The organism is Tenacibaculum sp. (assembly GCF_048269885.1).
Taxonomy (GTDB): Bacteria; Bacteroidota; Bacteroidia; order Flavobacteriales; family Flavobacteriaceae; genus Polaribacter.
In genome coordinates, this window is the sequence record NZ_JBLWTZ010000012.1 from 24,503 (window position 1) to 40,427 (window position 15,925).

Sequence of the window (15,925 nt, forward strand, 5' to 3'; positions counted from 1 at the left end):
GCTCAACTTTAAAAGTTGAGCTTTTTTGTTTTATAGTTTAAGCTTTCGTGTACAAATAATAGCATCGTTAACCACAAAAGGCATTGGCATCATTATTTCACTTCTTGGTCGTATGGTAAACTTAGGATGCGATAATAAATCGTTTGATATTTCATTAATTACAATATCAGGCTCGGTGTTTTTATCAATTGTAAAAGAAATAGTCAAGTCTTTATCAGTATTTGCCATTTGATAAATTAACAAGGTTCCTTTATCGGCTGTAAAAGCTTCTCCTTTATCATATAAAGTTCCGTTTACAGTAAAATTAGTTAACTCTATTTGGGTATTTGTATACAACTCGTATTTATCAATGTTACGAGTAGGAGTGATTGTAAATGAGACATTTCGTTGGTTATTAACAACGGTATCTTGATGAATCTTGATGTTAGAAATACGAATGTTTTTATTTTCTGCTTTTTGGTAATAATTAAAAGAAGTGTTGTATTTACTTTTTCCAGCCATTAAATCAGCTCCACCTTGTTTAGACTCGTCGTTAAAATATTGTTTCGTATATCCATCTAATGTTTTATTATGACTAGCCCAATACGAAGTGTTTGTATCAGAATTTTGAATAAAAACTAAACTATTAGGTTTTTTCTTTTCAATTGAAAAACCACTATTAAACGTTGCATACCCAAAGAATAATAACGCAAGAAAACCAGTCAACGTTTGCCATCCGTTTTTAGTTTTTTCCTGATAAAAAACAGGAAGCATCAATCCGAAAATAAACACCAGAAGTACGGCAGAAATAAATACTGTTTTTAAACCTAGCGCTACAGGAAATAATTGAACCATAGGAGCAATCATATACACTGTTGGAATAGATATAATTGCAAATAGTGTAGCTCTAGATGCTTTATTAATATTCATGAAGAGTAAGATTGCTAAAATCAATAAAGAAGCAAAAACAGGAATAATAAAGAAACCAGCTCCTGGTAAATTCATGTAAATTATAACATTTATAACCAACCCAAAAGTTATGGGAGCGATTAGTACATCGATGGCTTTGGCTTCTTTTAGTTTATTGTATACTTTAAAAAGAATCCAAAGGTTTAAAAGAACAAAAGCAATAATGTATTGATATCCATTATAGGTAAAACCATGAAGCATGTCGGTATATTGTGGATGGATAATTAACAATAATTGCCACAGTCCGTATGAAATAGCGATGCACAATACTAAAGATACCATATAAGGAATAAAGCCTTTTAAGATACCTACAATTGTCATCTTCTTCTTATATATACCTACAGCAACCAGTGCTATAAATAACAAAAAGGCAATGATAAGCATTGGCAGTACCCAAGAAAACGGATATGTTAGCAACTTAGTAAAAGGAAAATTAACATAAATATAATCAGTGTCACTGTTTAAGTTCGTTAAATCAGCATCCGCAAAATAGTTTAACGAAGTGGTAAAATAGTCTGCTTGATGTAATAATGTTTCTCTATTCAATCTTTCGTAGGAATCTTGTTCGGTGTGATAGTCAAAATGATCATCAATAAAGGCAAAATTAAATCCGTTAATATCTCCTTTTTCTCTAAAAACAGTTAAATCCGTATCGTTAGGAAGTTTTTTATATACACCGTACATTAAAGAGTTAGCAGCTGGATAATTAGGGTTTGCATTTAAAAACTCAGTTAATAATGTTTTGTTTTTCCCGTTAGTCTCCATCAACATGTAACTAGAACCACCACTACCGCGAGCTTCAAAATTGAGAACTAAGCCAACATCTTTTGCCCAAGGATGCTTTTCAACAAAAGCCTGTGCACCTAAAAGACCTAACTCTTCAGCATCCGAAAAAAGTATGATAATATCGTTTTTAGGCGTCTTATTTGCGGCTAGGTAAGCTCGTATACCTTCTAAAATAGTTACGACGCCAGAACCTGCGTCACTTGCACCTAGTGATGAATGAGGATTAGAATCGTAGTGGGTTAAAAGCAGTAAAGCTTTGCCGTTTTCAGTGCCCTTAATTTTAGCAATAATATTTTCTGTAGTGGTTGCTGCTCTCCACTTTTTATTAATAGCAGTTTGATATTGAATTTCAGGTTCTAAATTTAGTTTTTGTAACTCTTGAACTAGGTATTCTTGTACTTTTTTATGTTCTTTAGATCCAGTATGATGTGGTTTTTGAGAGATGTTTTTTAAATGATATAGTGCATTATCAATTGAAAATTCAGTAGCACTAATTTCTTTTTTTGAAGAGGTTACACTTGGAAGTATATCGTTAAAGCTCCAGTAAACAGTTAAAATAATGATGAGAACTGCAAGGTAATTTCTTGATGATTTCATAGTTGGATTTTAGTACTTATAAAAGTAAGTAATTTATTTTTTAAGAGGGGTAATTGTAATCGATTAAAAATCAGTATATTTAAGAGTAAAATTTAAGATTATGGCAATTAAAAGTTTTCAAGGAAAGAGGACGAATACACCTCAAGAAGAGAATGTACCAATTTTGGTATCTGATTATATGACCAAAAAATTAATAACATTTAGAGAAGAACAACCTATTGAAGATGCGATAGATATACTTATTAAACATAAAATATCAGGCGGACCTGTTGTTAATGAAAAAAATGAATTAATAGGAATTATTTCAGAAGGTGATTGTATAAAACAAATATCGGAAAGTAGGTATTACAACCTACCAATTGGTAAGAAAAATACGGTTGGAAAAGCCATGGTTAGAGAAGTTGAAACAATTGATGGTAATATGAATATTTTAGATGCAGCTAATAAATTTTTAAAATCACGTAGAAGACGTTTTCCTATCGTTCTAAATGGTAAGTTAGCGGGGCAAATTAGTCAAAAAGATGTGCTTATTGCTGCCATGAAATTAAAAGGGAATACGTGGAAATAACTAATCTTGCTTTACCAATAAATAAATTTCGTTTTCCAACTCTAAATATCCTTGGTCATACACATAAAAATAGGTACTACCTGCTTTTGTGGTGTAAAGTGATGTAACAAATTTGAAGTCAAAACCCCTATCAAATAACTTCCGACGAGTTACTTTAGTTTTACCAGAAGTATTCAACTCAGAAAGAATTTTATAATTCTTTCGTAACCGGTTGTTTGTGTTTCTAATTAGGTTTTTACTCTCCTTGTTAACTTTGTTATTATATGCATTTCTACAGTAATCAGAACAAAACTTTTTATCAACCCTACCAATAACTTTATCTCCACATTCTAAGCACTTCTTATCGTTCATAGTCTAATTTTTTAAGTTCGTACCAGTTAACATCAATTCCCTTATAATCAAATTCATTTACAAAGAAAAGTCCTATTTTTTGTAGAATTTTGTTAGAACCAATATTTTCTACATCAGCTGCGCCGTATATAATATCATAATTCATTTTTTTAAAACCAAAGTCTAAACAAGCAAAAGCAGATTCTGAAGCATAACCTTTACCCCAAAAACGCGGAATAAAACGATAACCAATATCAATAAAATTAGTAAAACCATTTAATGCTTCTTTTTCTCCTTCATTACGTTTCAATCCAGACCAACCAATAAAGTCACCAGAAGCTTTTTCTATACAAGCAAACCTACCAATACCCCTCTCTTTATACTGTTCTTGTATAAAAGCGATACCATCTTCAGCTTGTTTGTGCGTCGTAATAGGATTGTTCCCTAAATATTTATGGACCTCAGGGTTAGAATCTAACTCGAACATACCTTCCAAATCACTTGCTTGGAGTTCTCTTAAAATTAAACGCTCGGTTTCTAAATAAAATTTCATACTGTAAGTATTTGATTTCAAATATATTAAAAAATAATTAAACGATTACATTCAATTACAAACGAAAACAACTGATTACTAACCGGTTTTAATTTGCTTGCTGTTTCATCTTTGCACTGTCAATTCGATTGAATGACAAGTCTTAACTGTTTAACATTAAAAGTAAATATTATGAACGCACTAAAAAACAGAGTACAGTTAATTGGTAATTTAGGCGATATGCCAGAAATCATCATTTTAGAGAGTGGAAAAAAACTAGCAAAGTTTGCCATTGCAACCAATGAAACGTACAAAAATTCCCAAGGTGAAAAAGTGACAGATACACAATGGCATAATGTAGTTGTTTGGAATAAAACAGCAGAAATTGTTGAAAAATACTTAGAAAAAGGAAAAGAAGTAATGATCGAAGGGAGGTTGACTTCTCGTTCTTTTGACGATAAAGAAGGTAACAAACGTTATATAACAGAAGTAATTTGTAACGAATTACTAATGTTAGGCAACAAATAAGTGGGAATTTAGCTAAGAAAAAGATTTGAAAAAGAACGAGTTAATACATTAACTCGTTCTTTTTCAATAATTATTTTCTATATGTTAAAATTTTTATAAATTCGCGCCACCAAACTTTTAACTTCAAACTAATTTACTAGATAATTAAATCATATGTATATGAAAAATAATTTCTTTCTAGTAGTATTTTTATTTTGCTCTTTTAATTTCTATGCTCAGCAGGAAGTATGTGAATCTCCTGATGATTCTGTGATGGATGTTAATAGTATAACAAAATGTACTATTGAGCCTGTAAAGAACTCAAAGAAGAAAGCTGATAGACAAATCAAAGTTAAAATTTCAGCAAGTAAAAGGTATCTTAAAAAAAGAGCTGTTACAAAGCAAAAAGCTCAAGCTATAAGCTCAGTTAGTACTTTAAATGTTAGTGATGTTTCTGCTTCAGAAGAAGTAACAATAGAAAAAACAGAGGCGGTAAAAGAGATAGGCTATAAAGATAATTTAACAAGAATAACTGAAAAGTTATCGAAAGAAGAATTGTCTAAAGCACAAAAGCTTTATTATGTTGAAAGAGTACCCTCTTTTGACAAGTGTAAAAACGCAAAGAAAAAAGAAAGACTTGACTGTTTTAACATAGAAATGGTTAAGCATATTAATAAACATTTCCGCTACCCTGGCGAAGCAGTAAGAAACCATATTGAAGGAGAAGTATGGATTCGATTTATAATCGATAGGGATGGTTATGTAACAAATATTAAAACCCTTGGTCCTGATGGAGGAGAAATCCTTAATGAAGAAGCCAAAAGAGTAGTATCTAAGCTACCACGCTTTGAACCAGGTAAAAATAAAGGAAAGCGAGTACCTGTAAAGTATGGTTTTCCAATAAACTTTTCATTAGAAGAATAAAAATCAATTAAATTTAAAATGTTACAAAAACAATTAGTAATGATTGTTTTTACCTTGGCTGCTATAACAAGTTATGCACAGGTAAAAATATCAGGTTCTGTATACGATGAATATTTAGAACCGTTTTACAATGCAAAAATTACAAGTGGTGAAAATTTTGCGGTTTCGGATGAAGAAGGAAACTTCACAATCGTTTTATCAAGTAATACCTTGCCTCAAACATTAATAGTTTCTGCTTTTGGTTTTAAAACAGAAGAAGTACCCGTTATATCTTTTGAAAAAAAGGTAAATGTAGTCTTAAAAGAAAATTTGTTGTTAGATCAAGTAATTATTTCTGCCTCAAGAGTTCCAGAAAGAATTATAGAATCACCAGTAACTGTTGAGAGATTAGGACTTGCAGATATAAGAAAAAACACTTCTAATTCTTTTTATGATGGACTCACAAATTTAAAAGGAATTAACTCTAGAGAAGGGAGCTATGGGTTCAAATCAATAAATACAAGAGGTTTTGCCGATTTTGCAAATACGCGTTTTGTTCAAATGATTGATGGAATGGATACAGCTGCTCAGGCGTTAAGTTATAGTACAGGGAATTTTTCTGGAGTTTCTGAATTAGACATTCAAAGCGTTGAAATTTTACCAGGAGCATCTTCTGCTTTATATGGAGCCAATGCTTACAATGGAATCATGCTTATGAATACCAAAAACCCTTTTGATTACACAGGGATCACGACTATGTTTAAAAGCGGTTATACGAGTCAAGAAGCAGGAGGAAATAATCCTTTTTATGATGTGGCAGTAAGAATGGGGTACAAATTTAATGATGCTTTTGCTGCGAAAGTTAACTTTTCGTACTATGAAGCTGAAGAATGGCATGCCAATGATTTAAGAAATAAAGAGGTTGATACCAATGAATTAATAGATGGAACAATAAATTCAACTGTTAATTATAATGGAGTGAATACCTACGGAGATGAGAGTTTCCGAGACTTAAATTTTTATGATAGCGATAATATTGCTTGGGGTACTCTTTTAAGAAGAACAGGGTATACAGAAGCTGAGCTTGTTAGAAATAATTTTAAATCGAAAAATGCTAGGTTTTCAGGATCTTTATATTTCAGACCTTTTAAAGATGAGTCTTTAGAAATTCAGTTGACTTCAAGATTATCATTACGAGATAACCTTTTTCAAGGAACAAGTAGGTTAGCTCAACGTGGTTACTTCATTGGGCAACATAAATTAGAAGTCAAAGGAGATGATTTTTATGTAAGAGGGTATTATACAGGAAATAATTCTGGAAACTCTTACGATTTAACAAGAACAGGAAGCGCTTTAAATGAAGCTGTAAAATCGATGGGAGTTTATGCAGATGAATTTTACGACCAAAGATATGTACAAGGAAAATCATTGGAAGAGGCAAGAGCATACGCTGATAGAGATAGGTTAGCGTATGGAACCAATGGGTTCGCTAGAGAGTTTACCAGAATAACAAGCACATTAATTTCTGATGGAGGAAGTAAGCTTTATGAAAAAAGTTCTTACACTCATTTAGATGGTAATTATAACTTTAAAAGATTATTAAACGAATGGGCTGATGTACAAGTGGGAGCTTCTTATCGTGAATATAATCCAAGATCTAAAGGAACACTATTTAATGATAAAAAAGAAAAGGTTAGTATAGAAGAGTATGGGATGTATACACAAATTCAAAAGAAATTTTTTGAAGAAAGACTAAAACTAACAGGATCTATTCGTTACGATAAATCTGATAATTTTGAAGGAAATTACTCTCCAAGATTAGCGGTGAATTACGCTTTAGGAGAAGAGAAAAACCATGTTTTAAGAGCGTCGTACCAAACAGGTTTCCGTAATCCAAGTATCCAAGAGCAGTATATGTTTTTTGATTCTCAAGTAAAAACTACTGTTGGAGCAATTGGAGATAACTTAAGACGTATAGCTTATCCTGATAGCTATTTTATAAGATGGGACGACCAATTAAGCAATTATGTTTATGATACTAGAACAGTAACAGGAGATGAAATTCTTAATAACTCGCTGTTAACCAGAAGTGTTTATTACGATCAAGCAACATATAACGGAGCTACCTACATAGAATCTCAGTATGATGAGTTGGTACCTGAAGTAGTAAAAACAATAGAGTTAGGGTATCGAAGTATGTTCCGTTTAAATAATGAAACAAATGTAGATGTAGATATAAATGCTTTTTATAGTACACATGACAACTTCGTGTTTTATCAAGATGTAACAGTACCCAATGCAGGAAAAGTATACCCTTACGGAAATAGAAAAGCTACAGAAGCGGAATTAGAAGAGCCACAAAATAAGTATGGATTTGTTAGAGATGGTGTCGTTATATTAGATGAAGAGGCTAATCAAGCGTTTAGTGCAGGTTTAGTAAGAGACTTTACAATAACAACCAATAGTAATTCACAGGTAGAGTCATACGGTTTTGGTTTTGGTATGCATACAAAACTATTTAGCAATTTTGATTTTGGACTTAACTATAACTTTATTGATTTTACATACGAAGACAAAGATTATGGTTTATTTGAACCTAATTTTAACACCCCAAAACATACTGTAAAGGCACAGTTTGGGAATGAAAATCTGTTTAATAATTTTGGTTTTGGAGTGAGTGCAAGATGGCAAGATAAGTATAGATGGGTTTCAAACTTTGTAAAGGGAGATATTGCTGAAAGAACAGTAATTGATGCACAATTAAACTATAGAATTCCATCAATTAAATCTCGAATTAAGATTGGAGGAACAAACTTATTTGGAAAAGAATACTATGTAGCTCCTGGATCTGGAAAAATAGGTCAGTTATATTATATCTCTTGGATAATTAATAACTAAAAAACAATTTATTAAAGCTTAAAAAAGCAGTATCAACCTAAGGTTGATACTGCTTTTTAATTGTGGGTTGTTTTGTTGTTGGTAGTTTAAGGCTTGATATAAGAGAGGGCAGAAAAGAATTAATTAAAAATTTAGTTTCAATAAAAAGTTAGGCGTTGTACCTAATGAGTAACGAGCATACTTATTAGCGTTGTTATGTTCTATTCTGTAATAATTATTAATAGTGTTTTTGGTGTTCAATAAGTTCCATACAGAAACACCAATATTTACACTTATATCATCAGTTAGTTGTTTTTTGTAAAGAGCAGAAGCATCTGCTCTTAAATAATTTTTAAGTCTACTATTATTGGCAGTACCATAATTAATTTCATCATTAACAATTTCATTACCCAAAACAGGTTGAGAAGTTGGTTTTCCAGAGGTGTAATTTAGTCCCAGTGACATGTTAAATAATTTATTTGAATATGTGCCCCCTATGGTAGCAGCGTGGGTAATATCAAAATTACTCGAAAATTGTTTTTCTACTAAATTATCAAAAGAGTAAGTATTTTGAATAAACGAATAACTTAACCAAGTACTTAGGTTTTTGAAGTTTTTTCGCAATAAAAAATCAATACCAAAAGCATTGTAGCTTCCTTTGTTTTTACTGAATTCATATTTGGTGGTAAAACTTTGGCTTTGTGTGGTAATACCATCAACCTTTTTGTAGTATCCTGTAGCATCTATAAGCCATTGTTTCTTTTTATAGGTAAACCCTATAGAGGCTTGTTTGCTTTTTAATATAGGAATGCTATCGTTGTCAGATGCTTGCCACCTGCGCTTTTCAACACCAAGAAAGTCATTTTGGAAATGAATAACTTGAGATACGTTTTGATGCTTGAACTCTCCTAAAATTTCCAAAGAAAAAGTATTGCTTATTTTTTTATAAATGCTTAATCGAGGTTCAATAAGTATTTGGTTAAATTTTTTAATATAGTTTACACGTACCCCAGGTTTTATTGTAATATTACTATATGAATTATGGTATTGTGTTTGTCCAAAAATAGCATGCTCTCTTATAACATTAGAGAATAATCTTAAATATCTAGGATTGTCAACATCGTTACGATTGGTTATTTGTGTTTCAACAAAATTATAACCACCACTGTATTTCCAGTTATTTTTGGTGTAGGCAGCTTCTAGTTTTATATTCGTTTCTGAAACGATGTTTTCTTGAAAAAAACGTTGGTTATCTAAAATATTTGCATTGGTAGCTTGTAAGTTATAATCTGTTTCATAAAGTTGTATGATGGTACTAAATTTAGGGGTCCATTTTCGACGATAATGAATACCACCAGCAATACTTTGTTGTGACAAACTACTTTGTTTAGTTTCTGTTGAGTTATGTACAATAGCAGTTTCATCAAAAGTTAAGTTATTATCAATTAAAATAAAGTTTACCCGAATAATATCTTTGTTGGTTGGGGTGTACAACCATCGTAAAGAAGTATCGTAAAAATTAAAATCTTGATTAGAATTGGTAACGTTTTTATCATTGTTTTCTATTTCGGTACTTTGGGTAACACGTTTAAAGTAATTTTGGTAGGTAGGGGTTTTAATCCAATCGTCAATAGATCTTCGAGCAGCAATTTGTAGTGAAGATTTTCTTCCTAAAGGAATATCAGCAAAAATGTTGGCATTGATAAAATTCAAACTCAAACTTCCAGTAAAATCTGTTTGTAATTCATTATTGGATTTCATATGAATGGTTCCTGAAACCCCATTAGAGTAAGAAGCATCAGTACCATTATTAATTACGGTTGCAGTTTGTGTGATTTTTGGATTGAAGCTTGAAATTAATCCAAAAAAATGTCCAGTTTGATACATTTTTATGCCATCCCATAAAATAAGGTTTTGATCGTGTGAACCCCCTCTAATTGTAATGTTTGAAACAGTTTCATCTACACTTTGAATACCTGGTAAAGCTTGTACCGTTTGTAGTACATCTGTTTCAATTAATCCAGGGAGCAGTGTGAATTTTGTAAAATCGATTGTTGTGCTACCATTAATAGTTTTATCAATACCTTTTACCAAATATCCATTAATGCTGATGTTAGAAATTAATTCCTGATACTCAGTTAAATAAAGGTTTTTGCAGTTTGTAGAAGCCAATTCGCTAGCTAACTGAGTCATTGTATGATAACCGACAAAACGAATGTTTATTTTTTCTGAACTGCTTTTAACTTTGAGTTTAAAAAAGCCTTCATTATTAGTTATGGCATGGCTTTTTTTTGTAGTTATGGTTGCTCCAATCAAAGGAGTTTTTGTGGTAATGTCTTTGATATAACCACAAATTACTAAGGGAGAAGATATGCCAATTATTTGCGTGTCTATATGAGTAAATACAAAACCAGTTTGGACTTCTAGTGTTTTAAGTTTTTCATTTAAGTTAAGCTTATTAGAAACAGGGTATGTATAGGTGTTTTTAATTAAATTGCTATTGTAGTTAAATTGAACATTGTGAGTAAAAGCAATTTGTTGTAAAACCACTTTAAGCGGTGTTTTTTCATCTATTTTCTGGGCCTGTATACTTGAGAGCCAAAGACACCAGAAGAATGTAAATAAAATGTAAAACTTACTGTTGTTCATCCCATATAATTACTCGTTGCTCATTTTTAATTTCGTACGATAAATTAAACGGATGAGTGATAGATTTTAGGGCTTTGTCAAGATTATTATTGGTAAAAGCACCAGTAAATTTTAGAGTACTATTATGTATGTTAAGTTGTATCTTAATGTTGTATTGTTGTTCAAGTTCAACAACAACATCAGTAAGTAATGCGTTTTCAAAAGCACTCATGTTTTTTAACCACTTGGGTTGGGATAAAACGGTATGGGTGTTTTGTTCAATGCCTTTTATAATACTCAACTCTTTTCCAGCAGGGAGTGTTGTAATTTTATCATTATAACTCACTTGCACCAATCCTTCATAACATGAAACTTTCAAAATACTATCTCTGTCTAGTACATTAAATTCAGTACCTAAAACACTCACAACTCCATTTTTAGTTATTACATCGAAACGCATTCCTTTTTCAACGTCAAAAAAGGCTTCACCCTTAAGGTGCAAACTTCGTCGCTTTTTCCATGTACTCGCATTGTATTCAAGGTGAGAAAATTCATTGAGTCTTACTAAAGAATTATCTGGAAGTGTAAAGACTTTGCTCTCGGCATATCGAGTATTAAAAACGGTTACGTCATCAGTATTCAAAAAATAAAACATTCCTAAACCTATAATAAATACTGCGGCAATTTTAGAGAGAATCGAAAACCAATTTGTTGAGGTTGTTTTTGAAGATAAACGCTTGTTTAAGCTCTCGAAAGAAGGGATAGAAATATGCTTGTCAGCTTTAAAACGTTGACCTTCTTGAATAATTTCCTCAAGAAACTTGGCTTCTTCCAGAGCGTCAAAAGCTGCTTGTTCTTTATCGGTTAACTCGTTGTGTAACCATTTTTGTATTAAATCATCCTTCTTCATGACTGATTGTCTATATTAATAAAACACCTTAGTAGGTAAATATCCCAAAATTTTTATTTCAAATCATCTAATTGATTTTTTAATTTTTTAAACGCCGAATAAATTCTATGTTCAGCAACTTTTTTTGTAATGCCTAATATTTCTCCAACTTCTTTGTGTGTTTTACCTTCTATTTTATTCAACATAAAAGCCATACGTTCCTCTTCTTTGAGGTTTGATAAAGCTTTTTCATATCGCTGTAAAAATTCTTTTTTACGAAGCATAAATTCAGGAGATTCATTTGTGTAATCTTTGGGCTTTATCTCTTGGTGCTTAAAAACAACTCTTTGATGCTTCACAGCGTTTAACATTAAATTATTAGCAACGGTATAAAGAAAGGACTTAGCTTTTTCAGGAATTATTTTTTCACAATTTTCCCATAACTTAATAAAAGCATCCTGAACTTTATCGGTAGGGTTTAAAGCACTTCCGTACTTGTAGTATAAAAAAGCACCCAGCTCTTGAGCATGTTTTTTATACAATAAAGAAAATTTCTTTTCACCACAAATGTTATGATATAGGGATTTAGACAAACTAAAATAAGGTTTTAAGAGGGAGAAAGGTATAAAAAATATTTTTTTATTGGGATATTGTAAAAGTTAGTTGTTTTATATGAAAGGAGCAATAAATCGAACTAAAACAAATAAATAACCCAGAAATTATGAAATTTTTTAAAACATCCTTGTTGCTATTTAGTACATTACTAATATTGTTTTCGTGTAGAACGGAAGAGATTCAAATTATTGATCCCCCAATAGAAAATGAACTTGCTGCAAATTCGACAGTAGCTAAATTGATGAAAAATACTGTTGCAAAAGATGGTTCTAAAGACAATATTATTGATAAGGCTAGTTGTTTGAGTGTTAAATTACCAGTGACCGTTACCGTAAATTCAAAAGAAATAACAGTAAATGATGAAGATGGCTATGAAGAAATTGAAGATATTTTTGATTTGTTTGACAACGATGTAGATGCTATTGTTATTTCGTATCCTATAGAAGTTATACTAAGTGATTATACGGTTAAAACAGTAAATTCTGATGAAGAATTACAGCGTTTAGCTGAAAATTGTACAGGAGAAAATGAAGCTGACGATGATATTGAGTGCTTAGATTTTTATTACCCACTTAAAGCATCAGTATTTAATGCTAATTTAGAGTTAATACTCACCATTACCATTGAAGATGATGAACAAATGCATAAGCTGATTGAAGACTTAGAAGACTACTCAGCAGTAACAATAGAGTTTCCTTTTAAAGTAATATTAAATGGAGATACCTATGTGTATATTAATAATATGCAAGAGTTAGAAGAAGCGCTAGAAGAAGCAAAAAATAGTTGTGATGAAGATGATGATAATGACTATAACGATGATGATTGTGATAAATGTAGTACAGAAGGAATTAAAAAAATATTTGCAAATTGTAATGAATGGAGTGTAGAAAAATTATACTTAAATGAAGAGTATCTTACGGAAGAGTTTAAAATGTTTACATTTTCATTTAGAGAAAACGGGTCAATAAAAATAGATAATAACGGAGATATTTCAGAAGGAATATGGGAAATAACAGGAGAAGGGAATGAGATGAGTTTTTCAATCAATATACTGGATTATCCAGCTTTTAACGGAACGTGGTATTTACACGAAGTTAAAGAAGATTCAGGGGAAGTAAGTGTGCATTTATTACTTGAAGGAAACCACCTTCGCTTTAAAAGTCAATGCTCTACTGTAAAAGATGGATTGAATGCTATTCTATTAGCAGAAGGGAGCATTTGGGCTGTTGAAAGCTATAAAAATACCGGAGAAGATGAAACAGCAGTTTTTGCCGATTATCAAATTTATTTTTATTCAGAGAATGTAGTTAAAGCAAAAAAGGACGGAGCTGTAATAGAAGGTGTTTGGGAGTCGTTAAATGATGGGAGTATGCTGGCTTTAAACTTTTCAGACGAACCTGTAAATGCATTTAATAAAGAGTGGGAAGTTGCTGTAATGTCTGAAACAGAAGTAGTTTTAGAAGCGAATGATAAAAGGTTAGTTATAAAACGTATCAACTAAAGGAAGTGCCAAATTTATATTCCTTTTATTGATTTTGATTGGGAAAAACCAGCTAGAGTAGCTGGTTTTTTATTTTTCGAGTTTTAATTGAATCCGTTTTCTGGCAGTATCTACTTCTAGTACCTTAACTTGAACATGTTGGTGTAAACTTACATGCTCGTTAACATCTTGTACGAATGTATCAGCAAGATTGGATACATGTACTAAGCCACTTTCTTTAATACCTATATCAACAAAGCAACCAAAGTTAGTAATGTTATTTACAATTCCGGGTAGTACCATACCTATTCGTACATCATTTATCGTTTTAATATGTTCATTAAAGCTAAAAGCTTTGGCTTTTTCACGAGGATCTAAGCCAGGTTTTTCCAACTCTTTCACAATATCTTGTAGTGTTGGCAACCCGAAAGATTCAGTTACGTACTGCTGGAGTTTAATTTGTTTTAAAACAGAAGAATTTCCAATCAAGTCATCTACTTTTTTGCCAACATCTTTGGCTATTTGTTTTACTAAAGCATAGCGCTCTGGATGTACAGCAGAATCATCTAGTGGATTATCACCGTTTTTAATTCGTAGGAATCCAGCGGATTGCTCAAATGCTTTTCCGCCTAAACGAGGGACTTTTTTTATCGTTATTCTATTGGGAAAAGCCCCATTTTCATTTCGATAGTTCACAATGTTTTCAGCCAATTTAGGACCGATACCAGAAACATAACTTAATAAGGAAGCGCTGGCAGTGTTAATATTTACACCAACTTTATTTACGCAGTGTTCTACTACCGTATCTAATGATTTTTTTAATTGTGTTTGGTCTACATCGTGTTGATATTGCCCAACTCCAATTGATTTTGCTTCTATCTTTACCAGTTCAGCTAAAGGGTCAGCTAATCGACGCCCGATTGAAACAGCCCCACGAACAGTTACATCATAATTAGGAAACTCATCTCGTGCAATTTTAGAAGCTGAATAAATGGATGCACCAGCCTCGCTTACTACAAAGACTTCTACTGAATTTTTAAAATATACACGTTTTACTAATTGTTCTGTTTCTCTTGAAGCGGTTCCGTTACCTATAGCAATCGCTTCTATTTTATAAGCATCTGCCAAAGAACAAAGCTTGTTCATTGCTTCTTTAGATTGATGTTGAGGTGCATGCGGAAAAATAGTTTCGTTATGTAATAAGTCTCCTTGTTCGTTTAAACAAACCACTTTACACCCTGTTCTGAATCCAGGATCAATAGCTAAAATTCGTTTTTCACCCAATGGGGAACCTAACAGTAATTGTTGTAGGTTTTTAGCAAATACGTTGATGGCGTTTTCGTCTGCTTTTTCCTTAGCAATTGTTAAAGCTTCGTTTGACAGCGCAGGGAATAACAAACGTTTGTAAGCGTCAGTAATGGCTAATTCAATTTGTTCAGCACATTCGTTATGTGAACGAATAACTCTGTCTTCCATTTTTTGCAATGCTCGTTCGTCGTCTATACTAATTTTTATACGAATAAATCCTTCTTTTTCTGCACGTAAAATAGCTAACAATCGGTGAGAAGGAATTCGACTTAGATTTTCTTCCCAATCAAAATAATCTTTAAATTTTTGAGCAGCTTCGTCCTCTTTTTTAGTTTTGACAACCTTGGTTGCAATGGTAGCAAAACGCTCTAATTGATAACGAATGTTATTTCGAATATCCGTACGTTCATTAATCCATTCAGCAATAATATGGCGAGCGCCTTCTAACGCTTTTTCTTCAGATTCAACGTCATTGTTTACATACTTTGAAGCGGTGTAGTCCAAATCGTTTACTCGCTGACTCATAATCATCTTCGCCAAAGGTTCTAAGCCATTTTTACGAGCGGTTTCAGCCTTGGTTTTACGTTTCTTCTTATAAGGTAGGTAAATATCTTCTAGGGTAGTTACATCATCTGTCTTTTCAATTTTTGCTTTTAACTCATCAGTTAAAGCATCTTGTTCTTCAATGGCTTTTAAAATTGCTGCTTTCCGTTTTTCTAAGGCTTCAAATTGTTCTTTGAACTGTACAATTTGACCAATTTCAACTTCGTCTAAATTTCCTGTTTTTTCTTTTCGGTAACGGGATATAAAAGGAATAGTACAATCTTCATTTAACAGTTCAATCGTGTTTTGAATTGATTGTTTTGAGATTTGTGTACGAGAGGTTATATAGGAGATAAGTTGCATTTAAAAGTATTTTAGAATAAAAAACCTCGCATAGATAGCGAGGTTTCAAAT

12 protein-coding genes are annotated in these 15,925 nt (G+C 31.9%); 5 read left to right on the forward strand and 7 right to left on the reverse strand.

The window, feature by feature from the left end; genetic code table 11:
- Positions 1-30: 30 nt before the first annotated feature.
- The gene (locus tag ACN0WY_RS10300; protein WP_417800303.1) at positions 31-2,331 is read right to left on the reverse strand and encodes a M20/M25/M40 family metallo-hydrolase; all 2,301 of its coding nucleotides are present in this window, start codon (positions 2,329-2,331) and stop codon (positions 31-33) included.
- A 100-nt stretch (positions 2,332-2,431) separates the two neighbouring features.
- Here ACN0WY_RS10300 and ACN0WY_RS10305 point away from each other — a divergent pair, with 100 nt between their 5' ends.
- Entirely contained in the window at positions 2,432-2,899 is a 468-nt protein-coding gene (locus tag ACN0WY_RS10305; protein WP_417800304.1) for a CBS domain-containing protein, read from the forward strand.
- Here the strand turns inward: ACN0WY_RS10305 and ACN0WY_RS10310 are convergent, their stop codons facing one another.
- Entirely contained in the window at positions 2,900-3,250 is a 351-nt protein-coding gene (locus ACN0WY_RS10310; protein WP_330487917.1) for a hypothetical protein, read from the reverse strand. It lies immediately after the preceding gene.
- Positions 3,240-3,782 carry a GNAT family N-acetyltransferase gene (locus ACN0WY_RS10315; protein WP_330487918.1) on the reverse strand — a complete coding sequence of 181 codons (543 nt, stop codon included), beginning with the start codon at positions 3,780-3,782 and terminating at the stop codon, positions 3,240-3,242. The genes ACN0WY_RS10310 and ACN0WY_RS10315 overlap by 11 nt, the downstream gene beginning before the upstream one ends.
- A gap of 171 nt (positions 3,783-3,953) precedes the next feature.
- Between ACN0WY_RS10315 and ACN0WY_RS10320 the strand changes: the two genes are divergently transcribed.
- From ACN0WY_RS10320 to ACN0WY_RS10330, 3 genes are all read left to right on the forward strand, one after another.
- Positions 3,954-4,289, forward strand: coding sequence for a single-stranded DNA-binding protein (locus ACN0WY_RS10320; protein WP_417800305.1), 336 nt, complete (start codon positions 3,954-3,956; stop codon positions 4,287-4,289).
- A gap of 159 nt (positions 4,290-4,448) precedes the next feature.
- Complete coding sequence (locus ACN0WY_RS10325) at positions 4,449-5,192, forward strand: energy transducer TonB (RefSeq protein WP_330487920.1); 744 nt, start codon at positions 4,449-4,451, stop codon at positions 5,190-5,192.
- An 18-nt stretch (positions 5,193-5,210) separates the two neighbouring features.
- Positions 5,211-8,069: a TonB-dependent receptor domain-containing protein gene (locus ACN0WY_RS10330; RefSeq protein WP_417800306.1), complete on the forward strand. Its 2,859-nt coding sequence runs from the start codon at positions 5,211-5,213 to the stop codon at positions 8,067-8,069.
- A 123-nt stretch (positions 8,070-8,192) separates the two neighbouring features.
- Here the strand turns inward: ACN0WY_RS10330 and ACN0WY_RS10335 are convergent, their stop codons facing one another.
- The 3 genes from ACN0WY_RS10335 to ACN0WY_RS10345 all read right to left on the reverse strand — a co-directional run bounded on the left by ACN0WY_RS10335 (position 8,193) and on the right by ACN0WY_RS10345 (position 12,158).
- The gene (locus tag ACN0WY_RS10335; protein WP_417800307.1) at positions 8,193-10,598 is read right to left on the reverse strand and encodes a TonB-dependent receptor; all 2,406 of its coding nucleotides are present in this window, start codon (positions 10,596-10,598) and stop codon (positions 8,193-8,195) included.
- An 85-nt stretch (positions 10,599-10,683) separates the two neighbouring features.
- Entirely contained in the window at positions 10,684-11,586 is a 903-nt protein-coding gene (locus tag ACN0WY_RS10340) for a FecR family protein (protein WP_417800308.1), read from the reverse strand.
- 53 nt (positions 11,587-11,639) lie between these two features.
- Positions 11,640-12,158 (reverse strand): RNA polymerase sigma factor, encoded by a 519-nt coding sequence (locus tag ACN0WY_RS10345; RefSeq protein ID WP_417800309.1) that lies wholly within the window; start codon positions 12,156-12,158, stop codon positions 11,640-11,642.
- Between the two features lie 128 nt (positions 12,159-12,286).
- Between ACN0WY_RS10345 and ACN0WY_RS10350 the strand changes: the two genes are divergently transcribed.
- The gene (locus ACN0WY_RS10350; RefSeq protein WP_417800310.1) at positions 12,287-13,681 is read left to right on the forward strand and encodes a hypothetical protein; all 1,395 of its coding nucleotides are present in this window, start codon (positions 12,287-12,289) and stop codon (positions 13,679-13,681) included.
- A 69-nt stretch (positions 13,682-13,750) separates the two neighbouring features.
- Here ACN0WY_RS10350 and ACN0WY_RS10355 read toward each other — a convergent pair whose 3' ends face one another.
- Positions 13,751-15,874, reverse strand: coding sequence for a Tex family protein (locus ACN0WY_RS10355; RefSeq protein WP_417800311.1), 2,124 nt, complete (start codon positions 15,872-15,874; stop codon positions 13,751-13,753).
- Between the last annotated feature and the right edge of the window lie 51 nt (positions 15,875-15,925).